Source organism: Cellulosimicrobium sp. 4261, from assembly GCF_040546915.1.
GTDB classification, from domain to species: domain Bacteria; phylum Actinomycetota; class Actinomycetes; order Actinomycetales; family Cellulomonadaceae; genus Cellulosimicrobium; species Cellulosimicrobium cinnabarinum.
Window position 1 is genome coordinate 436,617 of sequence record NZ_JBEPOQ010000002.1, and the last position, 22,570, is coordinate 459,186.

Annotated in this window: 21 protein-coding genes; 7 read left to right on the plus strand and 14 right to left on the minus strand. The window is 74.6% G+C overall.

Annotation, left to right across the window (positions count from 1 at the left end; genetic code table 11):
* Positions 1-128 precede the first annotated feature (128 nt).
* A complete protein-coding gene (locus ABIE39_RS04310) occupies positions 129-1,226 on the plus strand; it encodes a carboxylate-amine ligase (protein ID WP_061268198.1) in 1,098 nt (365 codons plus the stop codon).
* Between the two features lie 90 nt (positions 1,227-1,316).
* On the opposite strand, the gene dxs is transcribed toward ABIE39_RS04310, so the two are convergent.
* A complete protein-coding gene (gene dxs / locus ABIE39_RS04315) occupies positions 1,317-3,239 on the minus strand; it encodes a 1-deoxy-D-xylulose-5-phosphate synthase (protein WP_061268199.1) in 1,923 nt (640 codons plus the stop codon).
* Positions 3,240-3,442: 203 nt separating this feature from the next.
* Here dxs and ABIE39_RS04320 point away from each other — a divergent pair, with 203 nt between their 5' ends.
* Both ABIE39_RS04320 and ABIE39_RS04325 read left to right on the plus strand, forming a co-directional pair.
* Positions 3,443-4,894: a GuaB1 family IMP dehydrogenase-related protein gene (locus ABIE39_RS04320; RefSeq protein WP_175008636.1), complete on the plus strand. Its 1,452-nt coding sequence runs from the start codon at positions 3,443-3,445 to the stop codon at positions 4,892-4,894.
* Positions 4,891-5,598 carry an NUDIX domain-containing protein gene (locus ABIE39_RS04325; protein ID WP_175008637.1) on the plus strand — a complete coding sequence of 236 codons (708 nt, stop codon included), beginning with the start codon at positions 4,891-4,893 and terminating at the stop codon, positions 5,596-5,598. Before ABIE39_RS04320 ends, ABIE39_RS04325 begins: the two co-directional genes overlap by 4 nt.
* A 36-nt stretch (positions 5,599-5,634) precedes the next feature.
* On the opposite strand, the gene ABIE39_RS04330 is transcribed toward ABIE39_RS04325, so the two are convergent.
* The 5 genes from ABIE39_RS04330 to ABIE39_RS04350 form a co-directional block, all read right to left on the minus strand.
* On the minus strand, positions 5,635-6,519 hold the full coding sequence (locus ABIE39_RS04330; RefSeq protein WP_209829119.1) for an arginase family protein: 885 nt from the start codon (positions 6,517-6,519) through the stop codon (positions 5,635-5,637).
* Between the two features lie 114 nt (positions 6,520-6,633).
* Complete coding sequence (locus tag ABIE39_RS04335) at positions 6,634-9,456, minus strand: aconitate hydratase AcnA (protein ID WP_175008639.1); 2,823 nt, start codon at positions 9,454-9,456, stop codon at positions 6,634-6,636.
* 210 nt (positions 9,457-9,666) lie between these two features.
* The gene (locus ABIE39_RS04340) at positions 9,667-9,900 is read right to left on the minus strand and encodes a hypothetical protein (RefSeq protein ID WP_209829267.1); all 234 of its coding nucleotides are present in this window, start codon (positions 9,898-9,900) and stop codon (positions 9,667-9,669) included.
* A gap of 127 nt (positions 9,901-10,027) precedes the next feature.
* A complete protein-coding gene (locus ABIE39_RS04345) occupies positions 10,028-11,407 on the minus strand; it encodes a class I SAM-dependent RNA methyltransferase (protein ID WP_209829117.1) in 1,380 nt (459 codons plus the stop codon).
* Positions 11,408-11,531: 124 nt separating this feature from the next.
* Positions 11,532-13,535 carry an amino acid permease gene (locus ABIE39_RS04350; protein ID WP_175008642.1) on the minus strand — a complete coding sequence of 668 codons (2,004 nt, stop codon included), beginning with the start codon at positions 13,533-13,535 and terminating at the stop codon, positions 11,532-11,534.
* 94 nt (positions 13,536-13,629) lie between these two features.
* On the opposite strand from ABIE39_RS04350, the gene ABIE39_RS04355 reads away from it, so the two are divergent.
* Together ABIE39_RS04355 and ABIE39_RS04360 are read left to right on the plus strand one after the other, a co-directional pair.
* Positions 13,630-14,283, plus strand: a complete 654-nt coding sequence (locus tag ABIE39_RS04355; RefSeq protein ID WP_074807158.1) for a potassium channel family protein — start codon at positions 13,630-13,632, stop codon at positions 14,281-14,283.
* A complete protein-coding gene (locus ABIE39_RS04360; RefSeq protein ID WP_074807155.1) occupies positions 14,283-15,011 on the plus strand; it encodes a potassium channel family protein in 729 nt (242 codons plus the stop codon). Before ABIE39_RS04355 ends, ABIE39_RS04360 begins: the two co-directional genes overlap by 1 nt.
* A 24-nt stretch (positions 15,012-15,035) precedes the next feature.
* On the opposite strand, the gene ABIE39_RS04365 is transcribed toward ABIE39_RS04360, so the two are convergent.
* The 4 genes from ABIE39_RS04365 to dut form a co-directional block, all read right to left on the minus strand.
* A complete protein-coding gene (locus ABIE39_RS04365) occupies positions 15,036-15,935 on the minus strand; it encodes a DUF3159 domain-containing protein (protein ID WP_175008643.1) in 900 nt (299 codons plus the stop codon).
* Between the two features lie 108 nt (positions 15,936-16,043).
* Entirely contained in the window at positions 16,044-16,418 is a 375-nt protein-coding gene (locus tag ABIE39_RS04370; protein WP_034652381.1) for an OB-fold nucleic acid binding domain-containing protein, read from the minus strand.
* A 1-nt stretch (position 16,419) separates the two neighbouring features.
* On the minus strand, positions 16,420-17,163 hold the full coding sequence (locus tag ABIE39_RS04375; RefSeq protein WP_354050582.1) for a DUF3710 domain-containing protein: 744 nt from the start codon (positions 17,161-17,163) through the stop codon (positions 16,420-16,422).
* A gap of 106 nt (positions 17,164-17,269) precedes the next feature.
* Positions 17,270-17,746, minus strand: a complete 477-nt coding sequence (dut, locus tag ABIE39_RS04380) for a dUTP diphosphatase (RefSeq protein ID WP_354050584.1) — start codon at positions 17,744-17,746, stop codon at positions 17,270-17,272.
* A gap of 72 nt (positions 17,747-17,818) precedes the next feature.
* Between dut and ABIE39_RS04385 the strand changes: the two genes are divergently transcribed.
* The gene (locus ABIE39_RS04385; RefSeq protein WP_175008646.1) at positions 17,819-18,334 is read left to right on the plus strand and encodes a DUF3093 family protein; all 516 of its coding nucleotides are present in this window, start codon (positions 17,819-17,821) and stop codon (positions 18,332-18,334) included.
* 74 nt (positions 18,335-18,408) lie between these two features.
* On the opposite strand, the gene ABIE39_RS04390 is transcribed toward ABIE39_RS04385, so the two are convergent.
* The 3 genes from ABIE39_RS04390 to ABIE39_RS04400 all read right to left on the minus strand — a co-directional run bounded on the left by ABIE39_RS04390 (position 18,409) and on the right by ABIE39_RS04400 (position 20,494).
* Complete coding sequence (locus ABIE39_RS04390) at positions 18,409-18,708, minus strand: DUF4193 domain-containing protein (RefSeq protein ID WP_021483601.1); 300 nt, start codon at positions 18,706-18,708, stop codon at positions 18,409-18,411.
* Positions 18,709-18,985: 277 nt separating this feature from the next.
* Positions 18,986-19,837 (minus strand): inositol monophosphatase family protein, encoded by an 852-nt coding sequence (locus ABIE39_RS04395; RefSeq protein WP_255181129.1) that lies wholly within the window; start codon positions 19,835-19,837, stop codon positions 18,986-18,988.
* Positions 19,838-19,840: 3 nt separating this feature from the next.
* A complete protein-coding gene (locus ABIE39_RS04400) occupies positions 19,841-20,494 on the minus strand; it encodes a trimeric intracellular cation channel family protein (RefSeq protein ID WP_074806054.1) in 654 nt (217 codons plus the stop codon).
* Between the two features lie 282 nt (positions 20,495-20,776).
* Here ABIE39_RS04400 and sepH point away from each other — a divergent pair, with 282 nt between their 5' ends.
* A complete protein-coding gene (sepH, locus tag ABIE39_RS04405; RefSeq protein ID WP_354050587.1) occupies positions 20,777-21,895 on the plus strand; it encodes a septation protein SepH in 1,119 nt (372 codons plus the stop codon).
* Between the two features lie 13 nt (positions 21,896-21,908).
* Here the strand turns inward: sepH and ABIE39_RS04410 are convergent, their stop codons facing one another.
* Positions 21,909-22,550 carry a thymidine kinase gene (locus ABIE39_RS04410; protein WP_175008649.1) on the minus strand — a complete coding sequence of 214 codons (642 nt, stop codon included), beginning with the start codon at positions 22,548-22,550 and terminating at the stop codon, positions 21,909-21,911.
* Positions 22,551-22,570 lie beyond the last annotated feature (20 nt).

Here is a 22,570-nt window from a genome sequence, read left to right on the forward strand (position 1 = left end):
TTGTGATGACCTTCACAAGACCTCCGGCCCTGCCGCCAGGGACCGCGCACCGCGGTCGTGACGCACGACACGGGCGCCCGTCACACGCTCGCCGGACGTGCCACGCGCATCCGTGTGAGACTGCCCGGGTGAAACGCACCGTAGGGGTCGAGGAAGAGTTCCTGCTCGTCGGCGACGACGGGCAGCCCGTCGCCCGCGCGGCCGAGGCCCTCGAGGCCTCCGGCAGCGACGACAAGGGCGGGGGCACCGGCTCGCTGGAGTCGGAGTTCATGGAGGAGCAGCTCGAGACGGCGACGCACCCGCGCCGCGAGATCGACGAGCTCGCGACCGAGATCCGCGACGGCCGGCGCCGTGCCCAGGAGGCCGCGGACCGCGTCGGGGCCCGGGTCGCCGCGCTCTCGACGTCTCCCCTGCCGTTCGAGGGCACGACCGTGTCGCGCCTGCGCTACCTCGAGGCACGCGCCGCGTTCGGCCTCACCGCGCGCGAGCAGCTGACGAGCGGCTGCCACGTGCACGTCGCCGTCGCGGACGACACCGAGGGCGTCGCCGTGCTCGACCGGATCGGGCCGTGGCTCGCGACGCTCCTCGCGCTGAGCACGAACTCGCCCTTCTGGCAGGGCCAGGACAGCGGGTACGCGAGCTTCCGGTCGCAGGTCTGGTCGCGCTGGCCCACCTCGGGCCCGACGCGCGCGTTCGGCTCGCCCGAGGCGTACCGCGCGGCGGTCGACGGCCTCGTGGCGACCGGCACGATCCTCGACGAGAACATGGTCTACTTCGACGCCCGCCTGTCGTCGCGCTACCCCACGGTCGAGATCCGCGTCGCGGACGTGTGCCTCGACCCGGACACCGCGACGCTGCTCGCGGCGCTCGCCCGCGGCCTCGTCGAGACGGCGGCCCGCGAGTCCGCCGACGGCACGCCCGCGCCCGAGCTGCGGCCCGAGATCCTGCGCACCGCGTCCTGGCGCGCCGGCCGCTCGGGCCTCGAGGAGGACCTCGTCTCGCCCCTCACGTGGCGCCCGGCCCCCGCGCACGACGTCGTCGGCCAGCTCGTCGCGCACGTGCGCGACGCGCTCGTCGACGCCGGCGACCTGGACGCGGTGACCGAGCTGCTCGGCCGCCTGTGGTCCGGGGGCAACGGCGCCGCCCGGCAGCGCGCGTGGCACGCGGCGTCCGGCGGCGACCTGCGCGCCGTCGTCGAGCACGCGGTCGAGGTCACCCACTCCTGACCGACGCGACGGCCCGCGGCGCAGGTGCGCCGCGGGCCGTCCGCGTGTCCGGGGCCGCGCGCCCGGGAGCCGGGAGCGCGGCGGGGGTCGTCAGCCGCGCGCGAGCGCCGCGAGCGCGTCCAGCACGTCGCGCGCGACGTCCGCTCCGGTGAGGCGGTACGCCGACACGACCTGGTCGCGCGTGGCGTGGTCGAGGAACTGCGCCGGGAGACCGATCGGGTGCACGGGCGTGCGCACGCCCGACTCCAGCGCCCGCTGGGCCAGCAGCGCACCGACGCCGCCGTCCACGACGCCGTCCTCCACCGTGACGACGAGGTCGTGCTCCCCGGCGAGCTTGACGAGCGCGCTCGGCAGCGGGAGCACCCACGTGGGCGACGCCACCGTGACGTCGACGCCGTGCGCGGTGAGCGACTCCCCGGCGTCGAGCGCGACGCGGGCCATCGAGCCCAGGCCGACGAGCAGGACGCGGCGCGGACCACCCGGAGCCGCCGCAGCGGGGGCGGCCTCGGCGCCCGCGCCCGCGGGCACCGCGAGCAGGTCCACGCCGTCGACGGACTCGACCGCGGGCAGCGCGTCCGAGAGCGCGCCCTTCGGGTAGCGCACGACCGTCGGGGCGTCGTCGACGTCCACGGCCTCGCGCAGCGCGGCCCGCAACGTCTCCTCGTCGCGCGGCGCTGCCAGGCGCAGGCCTGGCACGATGCGCAGCATCGCCATGTCCCACATGCCGTTGTGGCTCGCGCCGTCGTCGCCCGTGATGCCCGCGCGGTCGAGGACGAACGTGACGCCGGCCTTGTGCAGCGCGACGTCCATGAGCACCTGGTCGAACGCGCGGTTGAGGAACGTCGCGTACACCGCGACCACGGGGTGCAGCCCGGCGAACGCCATCCCGGCCGCCGACGTCGCGGCGTGCTGCTCCGCGATCCCGACGTCGAACGTGCGCTCGGGGAACGCCTGCGAGAACGGCTTGAGACCGACCGGCTCGAGCATCGCCGCGGTGATCGCGACGACGTCGGAGCGTCGTCGCCCGATCTGGACGATCTCGTCGGCGAAGACGCTCGTCCAGCCGAAGCGCGAGGGTGCGACCGGGAGCCCGGTCTCCGGGTGGATCTTGCCCACGGCGTGGAAGCGGTCGGCGACGTCCTGCTCGGCGGGCGTGTAGCCGCGGCCCTTCTCGGTGAGCGCGTGCACGATCACGGGCGCGCCGTACGCCTTCGCGCGGCGCAGCGCGTGCTCCATGGCCTCCACGTCGTGGCCGTCGACGGGCCCGACGTACTTGATGCCGAGGTCCTCGAACATGCCCTGGGGTGCGACGACGTCCTTGAGGCCCTTCTTCAGGCCGTGCAGCCACTCGTACGCGAACCGCCCGGGCGCGCCGGACCGGTTGAGGGTGCGCTTGCCCCACTGCAGGAAGCTCTCGTAGCCGTGCGTGGTGCGCAGCGTCGACAGGTGGTGCGCGAGGCCGCCGATCGTGGGCGAGTACGAGCGCCCGTTGTCGTTGACGACGACCACGAGCCGCCGGTCCTGGCTCTCCGCGATGTTGTTGAGCGCCTCCCAGGCCATGCCGCCGGTGAGCGCGCCGTCGCCGATGACCGCGACGACGTGCCGGTCGGTGAGGCCGCGCACGACGTTCGCCTTCGCGATGCCGTCGCCCCACGAGAGCGCGGTGGACGCGTGCGAGTTCTCGACGACGTCGTGCTCGGACTCGGCGCGCGACGGGTACCCGGACAGCCCGCCCTGCTTGCGCAGCGCGGAGAAGTCCTGGCGCCCCGTGAGGAGCTTGTGCACGTAGGACTGGTGGCCCGTGTCGAACACGAAGGTGTCCGTGGGCGACGAGAACACGCGGTGCATCGCGATGGTCAGCTCCACGACCCCGAGGTTCGGGCCGAGGTGGCCGCCCGTGCGGGAGACGGAGTCGACGAGGAACGCCCGGATCTCCGCGGCGAGCTCGCGCGCCTGCCCCGGGGTCAGCCGTTGCACGTCCTCGGGCGAGGTGATCGTGCCAAGCAGGCTCATGCAGATGCTCCGTTCCGTTCCCGTGCGACCAGCCCGACAACTCTAGGCCGTCCGGGCCGATGACCTGCGCCGCGGTGCGCCGGGCGACGGGACCTTCACGTCATTGACGCACACTCGCGCCCCGGACGCACGGACGCGGCGTCCGTGGAATTCTCCTTCCACACTGCGGACAACGGTGGGGTGCGACCTCGTAGGATGGAGCCATGCGCTTCCTGCCCGGACAGTCCCCCGCGACCGACCTCACCTACGGCGACGTCTTCCTCGTCCCGTCGCGCTCCGAGGTCACGTCGCGCTTCGACGTCGACCTCTCCTCCGCCGACGGGACGGGAACGACGATCCCCGTCGTCGTCGCCAACATGACGGCCGTCGCGGGGCGCCGCATGGCGGAGACCGTGTCGCGGCGCGGCGGCATCGCGATCATCCCGCAGGACGTGCCGACCGACGTCGTGGCGGACGTCGTCGCGGACGTGAAGTCCAAGGACCCCGTCATCGAGACGCCCGTCGTCGTCGGCCCGCACGACACCGTCCACACCGCCCTCACGCTCATCGGCAAGCGCGCGCACGGCGCCGCGGTCGTCGTGGACGACGGGCGCCCGGTGGGCGTGGTCACCGAGGCCGACTGTGCCGACGTCGACCGCTTCACCCAGGTCCACCAGGTGATGACCGACCACCCGCTCGTCCTCGACGCCTCCGTCCTCGACGGCGGTCGTGCCGGGCTCGAGGCGGCCTACGAGCAGCTCCACACCGCGCGCCTCAAGGTCGCGCCCGTCACGCGCGACGGCGCGCTCGTCGGCGTCCTCACGCGCAAGGGCGCGCTGCGCTCGTCGGTCTACGCGCCCGCGCTCGACGACGCCGGCCGCCTGCGGGTCGGCGCCGCCGTCGGGATCAACGGCGACGTCGCGGCGAAGGCGAAGGAGCTCCTCGCGGCGGGCGTGGACGTGCTCGTCGTGGACACGGCGCACGGGCACCAGGCGAAGATGCTCCAGGCGCTCGACGCGGTGCGCTCGGTCGGGCCGGACGTCCCGGTGGTGGCGGGCAACGTCGTCACGGCCGACGGCGTGCGCGACCTCGTCGCGGCCGGCGCGGACATCGTCAAGGTCGGCGTGGGGCCGGGCGCCATGTGCACCACGCGCATGATGACGGCCGTCGGCCGCCCGCAGTTCTCGGCGGTGCTGGAGTGCGCCGCCGCGGCACGCGAGCTCGGCAAGCACGTCTGGGCGGACGGCGGCGTGCGCCACCCGCGCGACGTCGCCCTCGCGCTCGCCGCGGGCGCCTCGCAGGTGATGATCGGCTCGTGGTTCGCGGGCACCTACGAGTCCCCCGGCGACCTGCACGACGACGGCACGGGCCGCCTCTACAAGGAGAGCTTCGGCATGGCGTCGGCGCGCGCCGTCGCCGCGCGCACCGCGGGGGGATCTCCGTTCGACCGCGCGCGCAAGGCGCTGTACGAGGAGGGCATCAGCTCGAGCCGTATGTTCCTCGACCCCCAGCGGCCGGGCGTCGAGGACCTGCTCGACCAGATCACGTCCGGGCTGCGCAGCTCCGCGACCTACGCCGGGGCGTCGAGCCTCGCCGAGCTCGCGGACCGCGCCGTCGTCGGCGTGCAGTCCGCCGCGGGCTACGAGGAGGGCCGCCCGCTCCCGGTGAGCTGGTGACGGCGCAGCCCGGGGCCGCGCGCGCGTCGGCGCGCACGCAGCTCGCGACGCTCGCGCGCGACGGCGGCGCCTGGCCCGAGCCGTGGCGCCACGCCGTCGGCACGCTGCGCCCGGACGCGCGCGACGCCGCGGTGCTGCTGCTCTTCGGCGTCCTCGACGGCGTGCCCGCCGAGCACCCGGCCGCGGCCGTGCCCGCCGACCTCGACGTGCTCCTCCTCGCGCGCGCGACGACGCTCGGCCACCACCCCGGCCAGGTCGCGTTCCCGGGCGGCCGGCTGGAGCCCGAGGACGACGGTCCCGTCGGCGGCGCGCTGCGCGAGGCCGAGGAGGAGACGGGCCTCGACCCGGGCGGCGTCGAGGTGCTCGGCACGCTCGGCCGGCTGCCCGTGCCGGTGAGCAACCACGTCGTCACCCCCGTGCTCGGGTGGTGGGCCCGGCCCACCCCCGTCCGCGCCGTCGACGCCGCCGAGTCGGCCCACGTGTTCCGGGTCCCCGTGGCCGACCTCCTCGACCCCGGCCGACGCCGCACCGTGACGGTCCGCCGCGACCGCCGGGTGCACAAGAGCCCCGGCTTCCTCGTGGAGGCCGACGGGCGCGAGCACCTCGTCTGGGGCTTCACGGGGGGGATCCTCGACGCGCTGTTCGACCGGCTCGGATGGACCGAGCCGTGGGACCGGACCCGCACGCTCGACGCCCCGCTCTGACGTCGCGTCCGGTCGTCGGGGTGCGCAGCGCGCGCCTCAGCCGGGTGCGAGCGCCCGGGTGACCAGGTCGACGAGCGCGCGGGCCGTCGCCGCCCCGCCGTGGTCCGGGTTGAACTCCACCAGGGTCACCGCGACGAGGTCCGGGTCCGAGACGACCTCCCGCACGACGCGCTCCAGCTCGGCGGGGACGAGCCCGCGTCCGAAGACGGGCACGTCCGCGGCGGGCAGCGCGAAGAAGTCGAGGACGTCCACGTCCACGTGGAGGACGAACGGCCCGCTGCCCACGCCGTCCACGGCGCGGCGTGCCGCCGCCTCCGGGCCCGCGGACACCTCGGCGGCGGGGACGCGGGTCGCGACGACGCGGCCGTCGTCGTCCTCCTCGGCGTCGGAGAAGCCGAGGAACGCGAGCCGCCGCGCGTCCAGGAGCGGCCGCCGCGCCCCGACGGCGGCCAGCTCCGGGCTCGCGCCCGGGAGCTCGAGCAGGTGCGCGACGCCCGTCGCGTCGGCGATCGGCTCCTCGGGGTGCGACGCGACCGTGAAGAGGTCCTGACCGCCGTCGACGTAGACGAGGCCGACGTCGTCGTGCACGTCCACCGCCGCGGCGACGACACCGAGCGTCACGGTGCACTCGCCGCCGAGCACGAGCGGCACACGACCTGCTCGGAGCTCGCTCCCCACCGCGTCGCGGACGCGACCGACGCCCGCGGCGACGCGCTCGACGTCGTTCAGGCGCCCGGGCTCGTGGTGCGCACGCCAGCGGGCCGGCTCGACGTCGCCCTGGTCGACGACCGCGAGCCCGCGCCCCCGCAGCGCGTCCACGAGACCGGCCGCGCGCAGCGCCGACGGCGCCCTCTCGAGACCGGGGCCGTGGGCCGCCGCGCTCGACGGGACGCCCAGGACCGACCACGACCGCTGTGTCATACGGCCGACGCTACGCCGCGCCCCCGACACCGGCCCTCCGCGCGACCTGCCCGAGGACGGCGACGGCGCGCCCACCCCGGCCGGGGTGGGCGCGCCGTCGAGGTCGCGTCGTCGTCAGGCGCTGACGAGCGAGCGCAGCACGTACTGCAGGATGCCGCCGTTGCGGTAGTAGTCCGCCTCGCCCGGGGTGTCGATGCGCACGACGGCGTCGAACTCGACGCTCGTGCCGTCGGGCTTCGTGGCGGTGACCTTGACCGTCGACGGCGTGGTGCCGTCGTTGAGCGCGGTGATGCCCTCGATGTCGAAGGTCTCCGTGCCCGCGAGACCGAGCGACTCGGCGTTCTCGCCCGCCGGGAACTGCAGCGGGAGGACACCCATGCCGATGAGGTTCGAGCGGTGGATGCGCTCGAAGCTCTCCGTGATGACGGCCTTGACGCCCAGGAGCGCGGTGCCCTTGGCCGCCCAGTCGCGCGACGAGCCGGAGCCGTACTCCTTGCCACCGAGGATGACGAGCGGGGTGCCCTGCGCGGCGTAGTCCTGCGCGGCGTCGTAGATCGTGTCCTGCGCGTCCTTCACGAAGTTGAAGGTGTAGCCGCCCTCGACGTTGTCGAGGAGCTGGTTGCGCAGGCGGATGTTCGCGAACGTGCCACGGATCATGACCTCGTGGTTCCCGCGGCGCGAGCCGTAGGAGTTGAAGTCGCGGCGCGCGACGCCGTGCTCCGCGAGGTACTTGCCGGCCGGCGAGTCCACCTTGATGGCGCCGGCAGGGCTGATGTGGTCGGTCGTCACGGAGTCGCCGAGCTTCGCGAGCACGCGCGCGCCGGAGATGTCGGTGACGGGCGACGGCTCCATGCCCATGCCCTCGAAGTACGGGGGCTTGCGCACGTAGGTCGACTCGGCGTCCCACGCGAACGTGTCGCCCTCGGGCGTCTCGAGCGCGCGCCAGCGGTCGTCACCCGAGAAGACGTCCGCGTAGTCCTTCGTGAACATGTCGCGGTCGATCGACGCGTCGATCGTCGCCTGGACCTCCTCCGGGGAGGGCCAGATGTCCTGGAGGAAGACCGGCTCGCCGTGCGGGTCCGTGCCGAGGGGCTCGCGCTCGAAGTCGAAGTCCATCGTGCCGGCCAGCGCGTAGGCGATGACGAGGGGCGGCGACGCGAGGTAGTTCATCTTCACGTCAGGGTTGATGCGACCCTCGAAGTTGCGGTTGCCCGAGAGGACCGAGACGACCGAGAGGTCGTGCTCGTTGACCGTCGCCGAGATCTCGTCGGCCAGCGGGCCCGAGTTGCCGATGCACGTGGCGCAGCCGTAGCCGACCAGGTGGAAGCCGAGCTTCTCGAGGTACGGCCACAGGCCGGCCTTCTCGTAGTAGTTCGTCACGACCTGCGAGCCGGGCGCCATCGACGTCTTGACCCAGGGCTTCGACGCGAGGCCGCGGTCGACCGCCTTCTTCGCGAGCAGGGCCGCCGCGAGCATGACCGACGGGTTCGACGTGTTGGTGCACGACGTGATCGACGCGATGACGACGTGCCCGTGGTCGAGCTCGGTCGTCGTGCCGTCCTCGAGCGTGACCGGGACGACCTTGTGCGGGCGCTTCGCGCTGTCGGCGTGGCTCGGCGCGACCGGCTGGTCGGACGGGTCGTCGTGCGCGGCGGCGGCGATGGGGTCGGACGCCGGGAACGTCTCCTCGACCGACTCGTCGAGACCCGTGAACGGCGCAGCCTCCTGGGCGTCGACGTAGTCGAGGATCGCGGACGCGAACGACTCCTTCGCCTCGCCGAGCTCGATGCGGTCCTGCGGGCGCTTCGGGCCGGCGATCGAGGGGACGACCGTCGAGAGGTCGAGCTCGAGGTACTCGGAGAAGACGGGCTCGACGTAGCCGTCCGCCTCCGGGTCGAGCCACAGGCCCTGCTCCTTGGCGTACGCCTCGACGAGCGCGAGCTGCTCGTCGCTGCGGCCCGTGAGGCGCAGGTAGTCGATCGTCACGCCGTCGATCGGGAAGATCGCGGCGGTCGAGCCGAACTCGGGGCTCATGTTGCCGATGGTCGCGCGGTTCGCGAGCGGCACCTGGGCCACGCCCGCGCCGTAGAACTCGACGAACTTCCCGACGACGCCGTGCTGGCGCAGCATCTGGGTGATGGTGAGCACGACGTCGGTCGCGGTCACGCCCGCCGGGATGGAGCCGTTGAGCTTGAAGCCCACGACGCGCGGGATGAGCATCGAGACGGGCTGGCCGAGCATGGCCGCCTCGGCCTCGATGCCGCCGACGCCCCAGCCGAGCACGCCGAGGCCGTTGACCATCGTCGTGTGCGAGTCGGTGCCGACGCACGTGTCCGGGTAGGCGCGCAGCACGCCGCCGACCTCACGGGTCATGACGGTGCGCGCGAGGTACTCGATGTTGACCTGGTGCACGATGCCGGTACCCGGGGGGACGACCTTGAAGTCGTCGAAGGCCGTCTGGCCCCAGCGCAGGAACTGGTAGCGCTCGTGGTTGCGCTGGTACTCGAACTCGACGTTGCGCTCGAACGCGTCCGAGCGGCCCGCGACGTCGATCTGGACCGAGTGGTCGATGACCATCTCGGCCGGCGCCAGCGGGTTGATGCGCGACGGGTCGCCGCCGAGCTCCGCGACGGCCTCGCGCATCGTCGCGAGGTCCACGACGCACGGCACACCGGTGAAGTCCTGCATGATCACGCGCGCCGGCGTGAACTGGATCTCGGTGTCCGGCTGCGCGGCCGGGTCCCAGGACGCGAGCGCGCGGACGTGGTCCGCGGTGATGTTGGCGCCGTCCTCCGTGCGCAGGAGGTTCTCGGCGAGGATCTTCAGGCTGTACGGGAGGCGCTCGACACCCTCGACGGCGGAGAGGCGGAAGATCTCGTACGAGTTCTCACCGACCTCCAGCGTTCCCTTCGACCCGAACGTGTCGACGCTGCTCACTCGTAGCTCCTTCGTGGCGAGACGGTGGCACGGATGCCATGGTTCAGGGGGCTTCGCCCAGACTACGCCGGGCCGGTGCGCCGCTCCGGCCGCGTCCCGGAGGACGGTCGGGGCGGTGGCCGGCGGCTCGTCCACGACCCGCTGCGACCTGCACCGCAACCAGCATACCCCACATATCTTGACGTCAAGATATATGGGGTCGGCGACGGGTCAGAGGTCGCAGTCGCACAGGACGTTGAGCTCGACGACCTCCTCCCCCTCGTCGGGCCGCGCCCACGCCTCCGCCTCGGCGCGCGACGCGAAGGTCCGGCCCGCGAGCCGCCCGTTCGGCATCAGGACGCCCACGCCGACGACGTCCCGGACGTCGTCCGGGTCACCGGCGGTCCTGTCGTCGCTCGCCGCCGGGACGTCCGCCCGGGCCCCTGTCCCCGTCGTGCCCGTCATGCGCACACCACCGTCCCGTCGTCGCAGGGCTCTCCCCTCATCATGCGCCCTCCGCCGCCCGGACCGCGTCCACGCCCCCGCCCACGCACGATCAGCGCGGTCAGCGCGGTCAGCGCGGTCAGCGCGGTCAGCGCGTGAGGACGGCGACCGCCTCGAGGTGGTGCGTCATGGGGAAGAGGTCGAACGCGCGCAGCGACGTGAGCCCGTAGCCGTGCTCCGCGAGGTACGACACGTCACGGGCGAGCGCGGCCGGGTCGCACGCGACGTAGACGACGCGCGAGGGCTGCCGGGCCGCCACGGCCTCGACGACGGCACGCCCGGCGCCGACGCGGGGCGGGTCGAGCACGACGACGTCCGCCCCGCTCCCGTCCTGCGCGAGCACCTGCTCGACCGGCCCGTGCCGCAGCTCGACCCGGTCGAGCCCGTGCGCGTTGCGCCGGGCGTCGCGCACGGCGCGCTCGTCGCCCTCGACGGCGAGGACCGTGCCGTCGTCGCCCACGGCCGCGGCGAGCGGTGACGTGAACAGCCCGGCCCCCGAGTAGAGGTCGAGCACCCGCGCCCCGCCGACGTCGCCGACCCCCTCCAGGACGGCCGCCGCCAGCGTCGCGGGTGCCTCCCGGTGGACCTGCCAGAACCCGTCGGCGGCGACCCGGTACGTGTGCTCCCGGTCGCCGAGCACGACCCGCTCGGTGACGCTGCGCCGCGCGTTGGGCCGGTGGTCGGGCCCCCCGCGCCAGGGCTCGCCGTCGACGAGCAGGACCGGCGCGGACCCGACGGGTGCGACGAGCTCGATCCGCGTGCCCGGGCGCCACGTGCGGGTGAAGACCTTCTCGTGCGCCGCGAGGTCGGCGACGTCCTCGCTCGCGAGCGGCATGGCGTCGAGCGGGAGGACGGTGTGCGAGCGGAAGCGGTGCATGCCGGCGCGGCCCCCGCCGTCGGCCACCAGGTCGACGCGCGTGCGGTACCCGAGGCCACCGCGATCGTCGTCGCCCGGCAGACCCTCGACCTCTACCTGAGGGTGAAGCTCGTCGAGATCGAGGCGTGCGAGCCGGCGCAGCTGCTCCGCCAGGACGTCGCGCTTCCACCGCCGCTGCGCACCCAGGGCGACGTGCGCGAGCTCACCGCCGCCCACGCCGCCCGGGCCCGCCTCGGGCCAGACGGACGGCACCCGGTCGGGCGACGCCTCGAGCACCTCGACCGCGTCGGCACGCCAGAACTTGGCCGCGTCGCCGCCCTCGGTGACGCGGGCGCGCACACGCTCCCCCGGCAGCGCGTGCCGCACGAAGACGACCCGGCCCTCGTGGCGGGCCACGCAGTGGCCGCCGTGCGCGACGGGACCGACCTCGAGCTCGACCTCGACCTCAGGTCGAGGGAGCGTGCGCGGCGACTGCCGGTTCTGGCGCCCCTGGCGTCGGCCACCGCGTCGCGGCGCGCGCTCGGGACGTCCCACGGCGGGGTCGGACGGACGGTCGGAGGGCACGGCGGGACCACGCGAGGAGGACGGCATGCCCCCAGTATCCCGGACGCTCCCCCGTCCGCGTCCCGAGCGCGGTCGCCCGTCCCGGTCCGGGCGCACGACGGCCCGGCCCCGAGTCGGGGCCGGGCCGTCCGCGCACGCCGTGCCGGCGGGATCAGTAGCCCGTGAAGCGCTGGCGGAAGCCCTCGCCCTCGAGCCCCGTCTGCCCCTCCGTCGAGGAGAGCTGCCACGGCACCGACGCCACGACGACACCCGGCGTGAAGAGGAGGCGGCCCTTGAGGCGCAGCGCGCTCTGGTTGTGCAGCAGCTGCTCCCACCAGTGCCCGACGACGTACTCCGGGATGTACACGACCACCAGGTCACGCGGGGACTCACGACGCACGGACCGCACGTACGACAGCACGGGCCGCGTGATCTCGCGGAACGGCGAGTCCAGCACGCGCAGCGGCACCGGGAGGTCGAGCGCCTCCCACTGCCGCATCAGGTCCTCCACGTCCTCGGCGTCCACGCCGACGGTGACGGCCTCCAGGACCGACGGCCGCGAGGCCCGCGCGTACGCGAGCGCGCGCATCGTCGGGCGGTGGATCTTCGAGACGAGCACGATCGCGTGCACGCGGCTCGGCAGCGCGCGGGCGGCTGCGGCGTCGTCGCCGAGCGCGAGCTCGTCGCGCACCGTGTCGTAGTGCTTGCGGATCGACTTCATGAGCACGAAGACGATCGCCATCGCCAGGATCGCGATCCACGCGCCGTGCGTGAACTTCGTGAGGAGCACGATGACGAGCACCGTGCCGGTCATGCCGAGGCCCACGGTGTTCACGACGCGCGAGCGGCGCATGCGGGACCGCTCGCGCGGCTGGTGCTCGGTGCGCAGCGCGCGGGTCCAGTGCCGCACCATGCCCAGCTGGGACAGCGTGAAGGAGACGAACACGCCCACGATGTAGAGCTGGATCAGGCGCGTCACCTCGGCGTCGAAGGCCCAGATGAGCACGATCGCCGCGACCGCGAGCGTGATGATCCCGTTCGAGAACGCGAGGCGGTCGCCGCGCGTGTGGAGCTGACGCGGGAGGTAGCCGTCCTTGGCGAGGATCGAGCCGAGCACCGGGAACCCGTTGAACGCGGTGTTGGCCGCCAGCACGAGGATGAGCCCTGTCACGGCCGACACGACGTAGAACAGGATCGGGGCGCCGCTGAACACCGTCTCCGCGAGCTGCCCGATCACGGGGTGCTGCACGTAGTCGACCGGGAGCGGCTCGCCGTCGAGCGAGAGCTGCGCGTGCGGGTCCTCCGCGTAGTGCACGCCCGTCGCGCGGGCGAGGAAGAGGATCGAGAGCATCATCGCCGCCGAGATGCCGCCCAGCAGGGCGAGCGTCGTGGCGGCGTTGCGCGACTTGGGCTTGCGGAACGCGGGGACGCCGTTGCTGATGGCCTCGACGCCCGTGAGGGCGGCGCACCCGGACGCGAACGCACGCGCCACGAGGAAGGCGCCCGCGATGCCCATGAGCCCCTGGTCGAACCCGCTCTCCGCGGTGAGCTCGAACTCCGCGCTCTCGGCCGGGCCGAGGTTGCCGGTGACGTACTGGAAGAAGCCGACGACCGCCGTCGTGCCGATCGCGAGCATGAAGAGGTAGACGGGGATCGCGAAGAAGGTGCCGGACTCCTTCACCCCGCGCAGGTTGACGAGCGTGAGCACCACGACGAGCCCGATCGCGAACGCCGCCTCGTGGTCTCGCAGCGCGGGGATCGCGCTCGCGGCGTACTGCGCGCCCGAGGAGATCGAGACCGCGACCGTGAGCACGTAGTCGACCATGAGGGCCGACGCGACGCCGACGCCCGCCGTGGGGCCGAGGTTGACCGTCGCGACCTCGTAGTCGCCGCCGCCCGACGGGTACGCGCGCACGTTCTGGCGGTAGGACGCGACGACCGTCAGCAGCACGACCACGACCGCGAGGCCGACCCACGGCGAGATCATCGTCGCGCTGAGACCGGCGAGGGCGAGCGTCAGGAGGATCTCGTCCGGGGCGTACGCGACGGACGAGAGCGCGTCGGACGCGAAGACGGGCAGCGCGACGCGCTTGGGGAGCAGCGTGTGCCCCAGGTGCTCGGAACGGACAGGCCGCCCGAGCAGCAGCCGCTTCGCGGCATCAGCGATCTCCGACACGAGGACACATGCTATGCCCGACGGCGCCCGGTCGCGCTGGTGCGCGCCCACGGGCTCCGCGGGCGGTAGCGTTCGGTGCGTGCACTTCGTGATCATGGGCTGCGGGCGCGTCGGTGCGACGCTCGCCCAGTCCCTCGAGTCGAGCGGCCACTCGGTCGCCGTCGTCGACCAGAACCCCGACGCGTTCCGGCGCCTGCCCGCGGAGTTCACGGGCAAGAAGGTGACCGGCGTCGGATTCGACCGCGACACGCTCGTGCAGGCCGGCATCGAGGACGCCTACGCGTTCGCCGCCGTCTCGGACGGCGACAACTCGAACATCCTGTCCGCGCGCGTGGTCCGCGAGACGTTCGGCGTCGAGAAGGTCGTCGCCCGCATCTACGACCCGCAGCGCGCCGAGATCTACCAGCGGCTCGGCATCCCGACCGTGGCGACCGTGCGCTGGACCTCGGACCAGGTGCTGCGCCGCATGCTCCCGTTCGGTGCGACCGACGAGTACCGCGACCCGTCCGGGCGCGTGCGGCTCGCCCAGGTCGACTTCCACCCCGGCTGGATCGGCCGCACCGTCCGCGCCATCGAGGACGCGACCGAGGCGCGCGTCGCGTTCGTCAGCCGCTTCGGCGACGGCGTCCTCGTCACCGACCGCACCGTCCTGCAGGAGAACGACGTGCTGCACGTGCTCATGGACGACGAGCGGGCCGCCGTCGTCGAACGCCGGCTCACCCACGCACCGAAGGTCGAGGCCGAGTGATGCGCGTCGTCATCGCCGGAGCGGGCTCCGTCGGCCGCTCGATCGCCCGCGAGCTCCTCAGCCACGACCACGAGGTCATGCTCGTCGACAAGCAGCCCGCGGCGATGCGCGTGGCGCAGGTCGCGGAGGCCGACTGGCTCCTCGCCGACGCGTGCGAGCTGTCGTCGCTCGCCGAGGCGAAGGTCGACGAGTGCGACGTCATCGTGGCCGCGACGGGCGACGACAAGGTGAACCTCGTCGTGTCGCTCCTCGCCAAGACCGAGTTCGGCGTGCCGCGCACGGTCGCGCGCGTCAACAACCCGAAGAACGAGTGGATGTTCGACGAGTCGTGGGGCGTCGACGTCGCGGTGTCCACACCGCGCATCATGACGGCGATGGTCGAGGAGGCCGTCGCCGTGGGCGACCTCGTGCGCATCTTCACGTTCCACCAGTCGGGCGCCGACATCCTCGAGGTGACGCTGCCGCCGTCGTCGCCGCTCCTCGGTCACCGGGTCGGCGAGGTGCGCTGGCCGGCGGACACCGTGCTCGCCGCGATCGTGCGCGGCACGCGCCCGATCGCGCCGAGCGCCGACGACACGCTCGAGGTCGGGGACGAGCTCCTGCTCGTCACGGGGAACGAGGCGGACGAGGGCGCGCTGGCCCGGCTGCTCGCCGGGGAGGCCGAGGACGGCCCGACGGCGCCGGACGCGCCCGTCGAGCCTCCCGAGCTCGGCGGCGACCTGCTCTGAGGGCGCGCCGCGCGCGCCCCGCGGCTATGCCGCGGGCCGCGGACCGGCGGTCGCCGGGCGGCGCACCAGGATCCACGTGAGCCACAGCACGAGGGCCCACAGCGGGATCCCCATGACGAGGCGCGCGGTACCGAGCCAGCCGACGTCGCCGTCGAGGTACAGCGGCACCTGGACCGCGAGACGCGCCCCGAAGAGCCCGATCCACAGCCACGTCGCGGCGGTGTAGCGGCGCACGAGCGCGCGGTCCGACCGCCACGCCCGCGCCCAGCGCGCGAACGCGCCGGGCTCTCCCGCGCCCCCGGCGGCCCGCTCGGCGGGCTGCTCCGCGGGAGCGTCCGCGCTCGCGCGCGGGTCACCGTCGGCCGCGGCCGCGCCGCCCGACGCCGTCCCCACGCCGAAGCCGCTGCGGAAGCCCTCGACGACGAGCCCGACGAGCGGCCAGCGGACCACGACGGACACGAGGAGCGCGACGAGGTACGCGGCGTTGGTCCACAGGCCCCACGCGAAGTAGTCCTGCGCCTCCCCCGAGCGCCACGCCCACAGGACGCCGATGCCCACGCCCAGGAGACCGCCGAACGCCTGCGTCACGGGCGTGCGCTGGACGAGGCGCGCCGCGACGGCCACGAGGGCCGCCGCCACGGACGTCACGAGCGCCCAGCGCAGGTTCGTCGTCGCGACGTAGACGACGACGAACACCAGCCCCGGCGCGACGGACTCCACGAGCCCGCGCACGCCGCCGATCGCGTCGGCCACCGAGAAGTCCTCGCCCGCGAGCGCGCGCACGCCGCGAGCGCGGCCGTCCTCGGGCGCCGCGACGTCGTCGACCACCGTCTCCACCACCTCGGCGTCGTGCGCCACGGGAGCGCGCTCCGGGTCGGGGCGCCCGCCCGCGGGGCCGCCGGTCGCGTCGCTGCTGCTCGTCATGTCGTGGCGTCCTCGGGGGCTCGGGTGGGCGGCGCCGGCGGGAGGGCCGGCGCGGCCGGGTCGGGTGCGCAGGATCGTACGGCACGGCCGTGCACGACGGCCGCGCGGTCACTCCCCCGGCTTGGCCAGCAGCTCGTAGCGCGGGTTGAAGATGGTGCGGCGACCGTCGACGTCGCACACGAGGCCCTCGACGAGCGCACGGCGCCCGGGCTCGATGCCCGCGATCCGGCGGCGCCCGAGCCAGACGAGGTCGACGACCCCGGACCCGTCGAAGAGCTCGACCTCGACGGTCGGCACGCCCTCGCGCGGGCGGAGCACGACGGACCGCAGGACGCCGGAGATCTTCGCGCGGCGGCGGTTGGGCAGCTCGGCCACGGCACGGCAGCCCTTCTGCCGGGCCGCCTCGGTGCGCTCCTCGTCGGCCGCGAGCTCCTCCTGGGAGGCGAGCGCGGTGCGCCAGGCGTCACGCAGGGTGGGGACCATGTCAGCGGATCTCCGTGATCTCCGGCCCACGGGTCAGCGGGTCGAACGACGGCGTCTCGGGGGCGCCGGCCGGGGTCGGGGCCGCGGCGGCGTCGGGGCCCTTGCCCGGCAGGTGCAGGGTGAGCAGGTCGCGCGGCGGGCGCGGGTTCTGGTCGCGCACGACGACGATGTTGGCGAACACCGACTCCAGCAGGCGCGCCTCGGCCGGGTCGACCGCCGCCTTGCCCGTGAGCACGCCGCGCAGGAACCAGCGCGGGCCGTCGACCCCCACGAAGCGCGCGGGCCGGACGCCCGGGCGGCCGTCCGGCGTCTGCGCGGGGATGCGCGCGAGCAGCTCGCGCCCGAACGGGCCGGGCAGGTCGTCGACCGTGCCGCCCTGCTTGGTGACGGACGCCGCGATCTCGCCGCGGATCTCGTCCCAGATGCCCTCGGTGCGCGGTGCGGCGAACGCCTGCACCTGGAGCCCGGAGCCGCCGACCGCGCACGCCACGCCCGTGATGCGCTGCGTCTTCTTGTCGACCTCCATGCGCAGCTCCATGCCCGGCACGCCGGGGAGCCACACCGCGCCGAGGTCGAGGCGCGGGCCGCGCTCGGGCACCTGGGAGGAGTCGTAGGGGCCGCGCGCGGGGGCCTCGGCGGCCGTCTCCGGGGCGGGCGCGCCGTCGCCGGCCTGCTCGGACGTCGTGCCCGACGGCTCGGACGACTCGGCCGGCTCGGACGACCTGGAGCGACGGAACAGACCCACGGACGAACTCCTTCACCTGCCCGGCACTCGGCCGGGTCTCCTCACGGGACGCTCGTCCCGCACTGATTCCACACTAGCCCGCGCAGCGGCGGTCGGGGTGCGCCGGTCAGGGTACGGGCGTCCACCCGCCGCTCGACCCGAACCCGCCCTCGCCGCGGTGCGACCCGGGCAGGCGCTCGGCCTGCACGAACCGCGCCCGCTCGACCTTCTGGACGACGAGCTGGGCGACCCGGTCCCCGCGCCGCAGGACGACGGGCTCGCGCACGTCGGTGTTGAGCAGCGTCACCTTGATCTCGCCGCGGTACCCGGCGTCCACGGTCCCCGGCGCGTTGACGACCGTGAGCCCGTGCTTCGCCGCGAGACCCGAGCGCGGGTGCACGAACGCCGCGTAGCCGTCGGGCAGCGCGATCGACACACCCGTCGGGACCACGGCCCGCTCCCCCGGCGCCAGCTCGACGTCGACGGTCGTCACGAGGTCCGCGCCCGCGTCGCCCGGGTGGGCGTAGGCGGGCAGGGGGACGTCGTCGAGGAGCGTGATGAGGACGTCGACGTCGCCGGTCGAGGGCTGCTGGTGGTTCGGCACCCGCAGAGCCTAGTGCGCGCGGAGCGCCGCGAGCACGTCGGCCACGGTACGAGGTGCTGGGATGATGGACCCATGACCGACGCCGCCGACCGCAGCACCCCGTCCCCGACCCGCGGACCCGCCGGGACCTCCGGCGCCGCGAGCACGGCCTCGTACCGCGAGCGCCTCGTCCCGGGCGTGGGCGGCTGGGCCGCGGCGCTCGGCTTCGCCCTCGTCCTCGGGATCGCCCTGTGGCCGGCGAGCCACGCCATCGCGCTCGGCGTCGGCGGCCTGGCCGCCGTCGCGGGCGTCGTCGCGCTGTGGTGGACGTCGCCGGTCGTCGAGGTCGCCGACGGCGAGCTCCGGGCGGGGCGGGCCCACGTCCCGGCGTCCCTGCTCGGCCAGGTGACGACCCTCGACGCCGACGCGATGCGCGTCCAGCTCGGCCCCCGCCTCGACGCGCGCGCGTACGTGTGCCTGCGCGCCTGGGCGCGCACCGGGGTCCACGTGGTGCTCGAGGACCCGCAGGACCCGACGCCGTACTGGCTCGTCTCGACCCGGCACCCGCAGAACCTGGCCGACGCGGTCCGCGCCGCGCACGCCGCCTGAGCGCAGGCCCGCGAACGCCGACGGCCGCCGCCCCGGGGAGGGGGCGGCGGCCGTCGGCCGTGGTGCGCGGCGGGTCAGGCAGCGCACTCCGAGCAGATCTGCTGGCCGTTCTTCTCGTAGGCGAGCTGGCTGCGGTGGTGCACGAGGAAACAGCTCGCGCACGTGAACTCGTCCGCCTGACGAGGAAGGACCCGGACGGAGAGCTCCTCGCCGGACAGGTCGGCACCGGGCAGCTCGAAGCCTTCGGCCGCCTCGGTCTCGTCCTCGTCAACGACGCCCGAGCTCTTGTCGGAGCGACGAGCCTGGAGCTCCTGGAGCGAGTCCTCGCTGAGCTCCTCTTCACTCTTGCGGGGGGCGTCGTAGTCTGTTGCCATCTGTGGGGTCACTCTCCGGAATATCGTCGATCGCGACTGTGCGCGTCCGGACCACCGGCGACGGCCGGTCGTGCCGGGCGGCACGGGTGCGGGGTGCGGGGGCACCCCGTGACGTGACGTGCCCCGAGGGGGTTCGTGGCACTGCACGCTCATCAATGCGCGGCGCACCGGAATTGTTCCCGGTGGGCCCCCGGATTCTGCACCATTTCCCTGAGGGATGCACCCTGTGTCGCGGCACGCGACCGGGTGTCGTTGGTCACGGGTGCGCGGTGCCGCCTCAGGAGTCGGAGTCGGCGCCCGCGTCCTCGAGGATCCGGACCAGGCGCGCGACCGCCTCGGGCGGTCCCGCGACCGTCATCTCGCGGTCCGCGGCCCGGCCCCGCAGGCCCGTCACGCGCGCCCCGGCCTCGTGCGCGACGAGCGCTCCCGCGGCCATGTCCCACGGGTTGAGGCCGCGCTCGTAGTAGAGGTCGAGCTCGCCCGTGGCGACGAGGCACAGGTCGATCGCAGCCGAGCCGAGCCGACGGATGTCGCGGACCTGCGGCAGCACGTCGAGCAGCACGCGGGCCTGCGCGCGACGGCGGTCGGCGTCGTACCCGAAGCCGGTGCCGACGAGGCACTGGCCGAGGTCGGTCTCGGCGTTGACGTGCACGGGGCGGCCGTCGAGCGTCGCGCCGGCGCCCAGCCCCGCCGTCCACGTGCGGTCGTCGACGACCGAGTGCACCGCCCCGGCGAGCACGGTCCACTCCAGCGGGTCGGGCGGACCGACCACCGCGGCGACCGACACCGCGTACGACGCGACGCCGTAGAGGTAGTTCACGGTCCCGTCGACGGGGTCGATCACCCAGGTGACTCCGGACGTCCCGGCCGAGGCGCCCTCCTCCTCGCCGAGGATCGCGTCGTCGGGGCGGGCGGCCGCGATGCCGCGGCGCAGCAGCGCCTCGGAGTCGGCATCCATCCGCGTCACGACGTCGGTCGCGGTCGACTTCGTCGCGGCCACCTCGACGCGGTCGGGGCGGCCGGAGCGGACCAGCTCGCCGGCCTCGCGCGCGAGGCGCTCGGCCAGGTCGCGCAGGTCGGCCACGGTGACGTCGTCGGGCTGCCGGGGGTCGTCGATGAAGAGGCGCACGGCTCACATCCTGCCCGACCCGCGGCGTGCCCGGCGACCCTCCCACGGGCCGGGCGCGGACCAGCCGAGGCGGAGCGAGACGAGGCGGAAGCCGAACACGAGCGCGAGCACCGCCGCCTGCGAGAACGGGCCGAGCATGCCCGCCTCGGCGAGCGCCGCCGTGAGCGCGGCGCCCGCGAGCGCCGGGATGGCGTACAGCTGCTTGTCCTGGAACAGCAGCGGCACCTCGTTGGTCAGCAGGTCCCGCAGGATGCCGCCCCCCACCCCGGTCAGCACCCCGGCGAAGACCGCCGCGAGCGGGCCGACGCCGTACTCGAGCGCCTTCATGGTGCCGGACAGCACGAAGAGGGCGAGGGCGCCGGCGTCGAGCACGATGATGCTGCGCCGCAGCTGCTCGAGCCGCGGGTGCCAGAAGAACGTGACGACGCCGGCGAGGGCTGCGACCGCCACGAGCCGCCAGTCGGAGATCCCGACGGGCGGGATCGCCCCGATGAGGACGTCGCGCAGGAGCCCGCCGCCCAGGCCGGCGGCCCAGGCGAGCACGAGGACGCCGACGAGGTCGAACCGCTTGCGCACCGCGGCGAGCCCGCCGGAGAGCGCCGCGAAGAACACGCCGGCGAGCTCGAGGGCGTCGCCGGGGACGAGGTCGAGGATCACCTCCGCATCATCCCAGCCGCGGCCCGCTGGGGCCGGGCCGGGGCCGGGTGGGACCGGTGCGAATGGGCGGCGCACCGCGCGTGCTGCGCGGCTCGGGGATGGGACGATGGCACCCTCGAGGGAGCGGTGGCGCGGGTGTCGCGGTCCACGGCGCACGGCGGTCCGGCACGCGGCCGGGCCCCGGGCGACCGGGACGGCACCACGAGCGGCACACGGGCGGCACACGAGCAGCACACGAGCAGCACCGCGAGCGCCACCGGGCGCGGCGACACGGGAGGGTCCATGGACGAGCTGGAGCTGGTGAGACTGCACGAGGACGGGGAGCACCTCGTCCTGCGCGCGACGGGTGGCGCGCAGTTCGTGCTGCCCATCACCGAGGCGCTGCGCGCGGCCGTACGGCGCGACCGCCCGCACCTGGAGCACCTGCGCGCGGAGGGCGAGCGCAACCTCGCCCCGCGGGAGATCCAGGCCCGCCTGCGCGCCGGGGACTCCGTGGAGGCGGTCGCCGAGGCCGCGGGGCTCGGCGTCGAGCACGTGCGCCGGTTCGCCGGTCCGGTCGTCGCCGAGCAGGAGTACGTCGTCGAGCGCGTGCGCGGGCTGCGCCCGGGGCACGACGAGGACTCCCCGACGGTGGGCGAGCTCGTCGCGCAGCGGCTCGCCGCGCGCGACGTCGACCCCGCCGCGGTCGCGTGGAGCGCCGCGCGCGAGCACGGCTCGCCGTGGGTCGTGACGGCGACGTTCGAGGCCGGGACCGGGGAGCGCACCGCCCGCTGGACCTATGACCCGGCGACGCGCGCGCTGCAGGCGCTCGACGACGAGGCGCGCTGGCTCTCCGGGACGGACGCCCCGCGCGACCCGGCCCCCGGGGCCGTCGCGGTGTTCGACGTGGACGCGACCGCGCGCAGCGCCCGCGGACTGCGGTCCGCGCCGCCCGCCGACGACGGGACGGCCGAGCTGCTCGACGACCTGAGCCAGCGGCGCGGCGTGCGCCCGCGCAAGGACCCGACGCCCGCGGGCGACACCGTGGGGCAGGAGCCGTTCGAGGGATTCGGGCCGCTCGCCCCGGGGAGCCGTGCGCAGGACGAGCCCGAGGGCGGCTTCTCCGGCGGTCTGCCCGCGGGTGCGACCGTGGTGCACCTGCCGACGATCCGACCCCAGCAGAGCCCCGTCGTCGCCGACGCGTCCGCGGACGGTCACGACGAGCCCGCGCGCCCGGAGACCGACGCGCCCGGGCAGGCGGGCACGGCCGACGACGGGCCGTCGCCGGCCGACGCCGACGCCGACGGCTCCGCGAGCGTCGCGCGGCCCCAGGCCGCGCGCGAGGCCCGCAAGGGGAAGAACCGGTCGCGCGCGAAGGTCCCGAGCTGGGACGAGATCGTCTTCGGGGCCCGCCCCGAGTGACGACCGCGTCGCGTCAGCGCGGCAGGTCGAGCGGCAGCCCGTCCTCCGTCGCGTGCCGGCGCGCGACCGCCGTCGTCATGCGCCGCATGTGGTGGCGGCGGCACAGCACCTCGTAGCCGATCTCCCCCGAGCCGGCCCGGACGTCCCCGACGACGACCTGGTCGCCCTCCACCACCATGCGTCCGTCCACCGTGCGCGCGTTGTGCGTGGCGCGCCGACCGCACCAGCACAGCGACTCGACCTGCAGGACCTCGACACGGTCCGCGAGCTCGATGAGGCGCGCGGACCCCGGGAACAGGCGCGTGCGGAAGTCGGCCGTGATGCCGAACGCGAAGACGTCGATCTCCGTCTCGTCGACGAGACGCGCGAGCTGCTCGACCTGCGCCGGGGAGTAGAACTGCGCCTCGTCGCACACGAGGTAGTCCACGGGCTCCGGCTCGGCTGTGACGAGCGACCAGAAGTCGGTGTGGTCGTGGACCTCGCGCGCGACGACCTCGAGACCGAGGCGCGAGGAGAGCCGGTCGGTCCCGGCGCGGTCGTCGCGCGAGAAGATCAGCCCGCGCCGGCCCCGCGCGGCATGGTTGTGGTCGAGCTGGAGCGCCAGGGTGGACTTGCCGCAGTCCATGGTCCCGGAGAAGAAGACGAGCTCTGCCATCGGCGGTCCTCCGCGAGGTC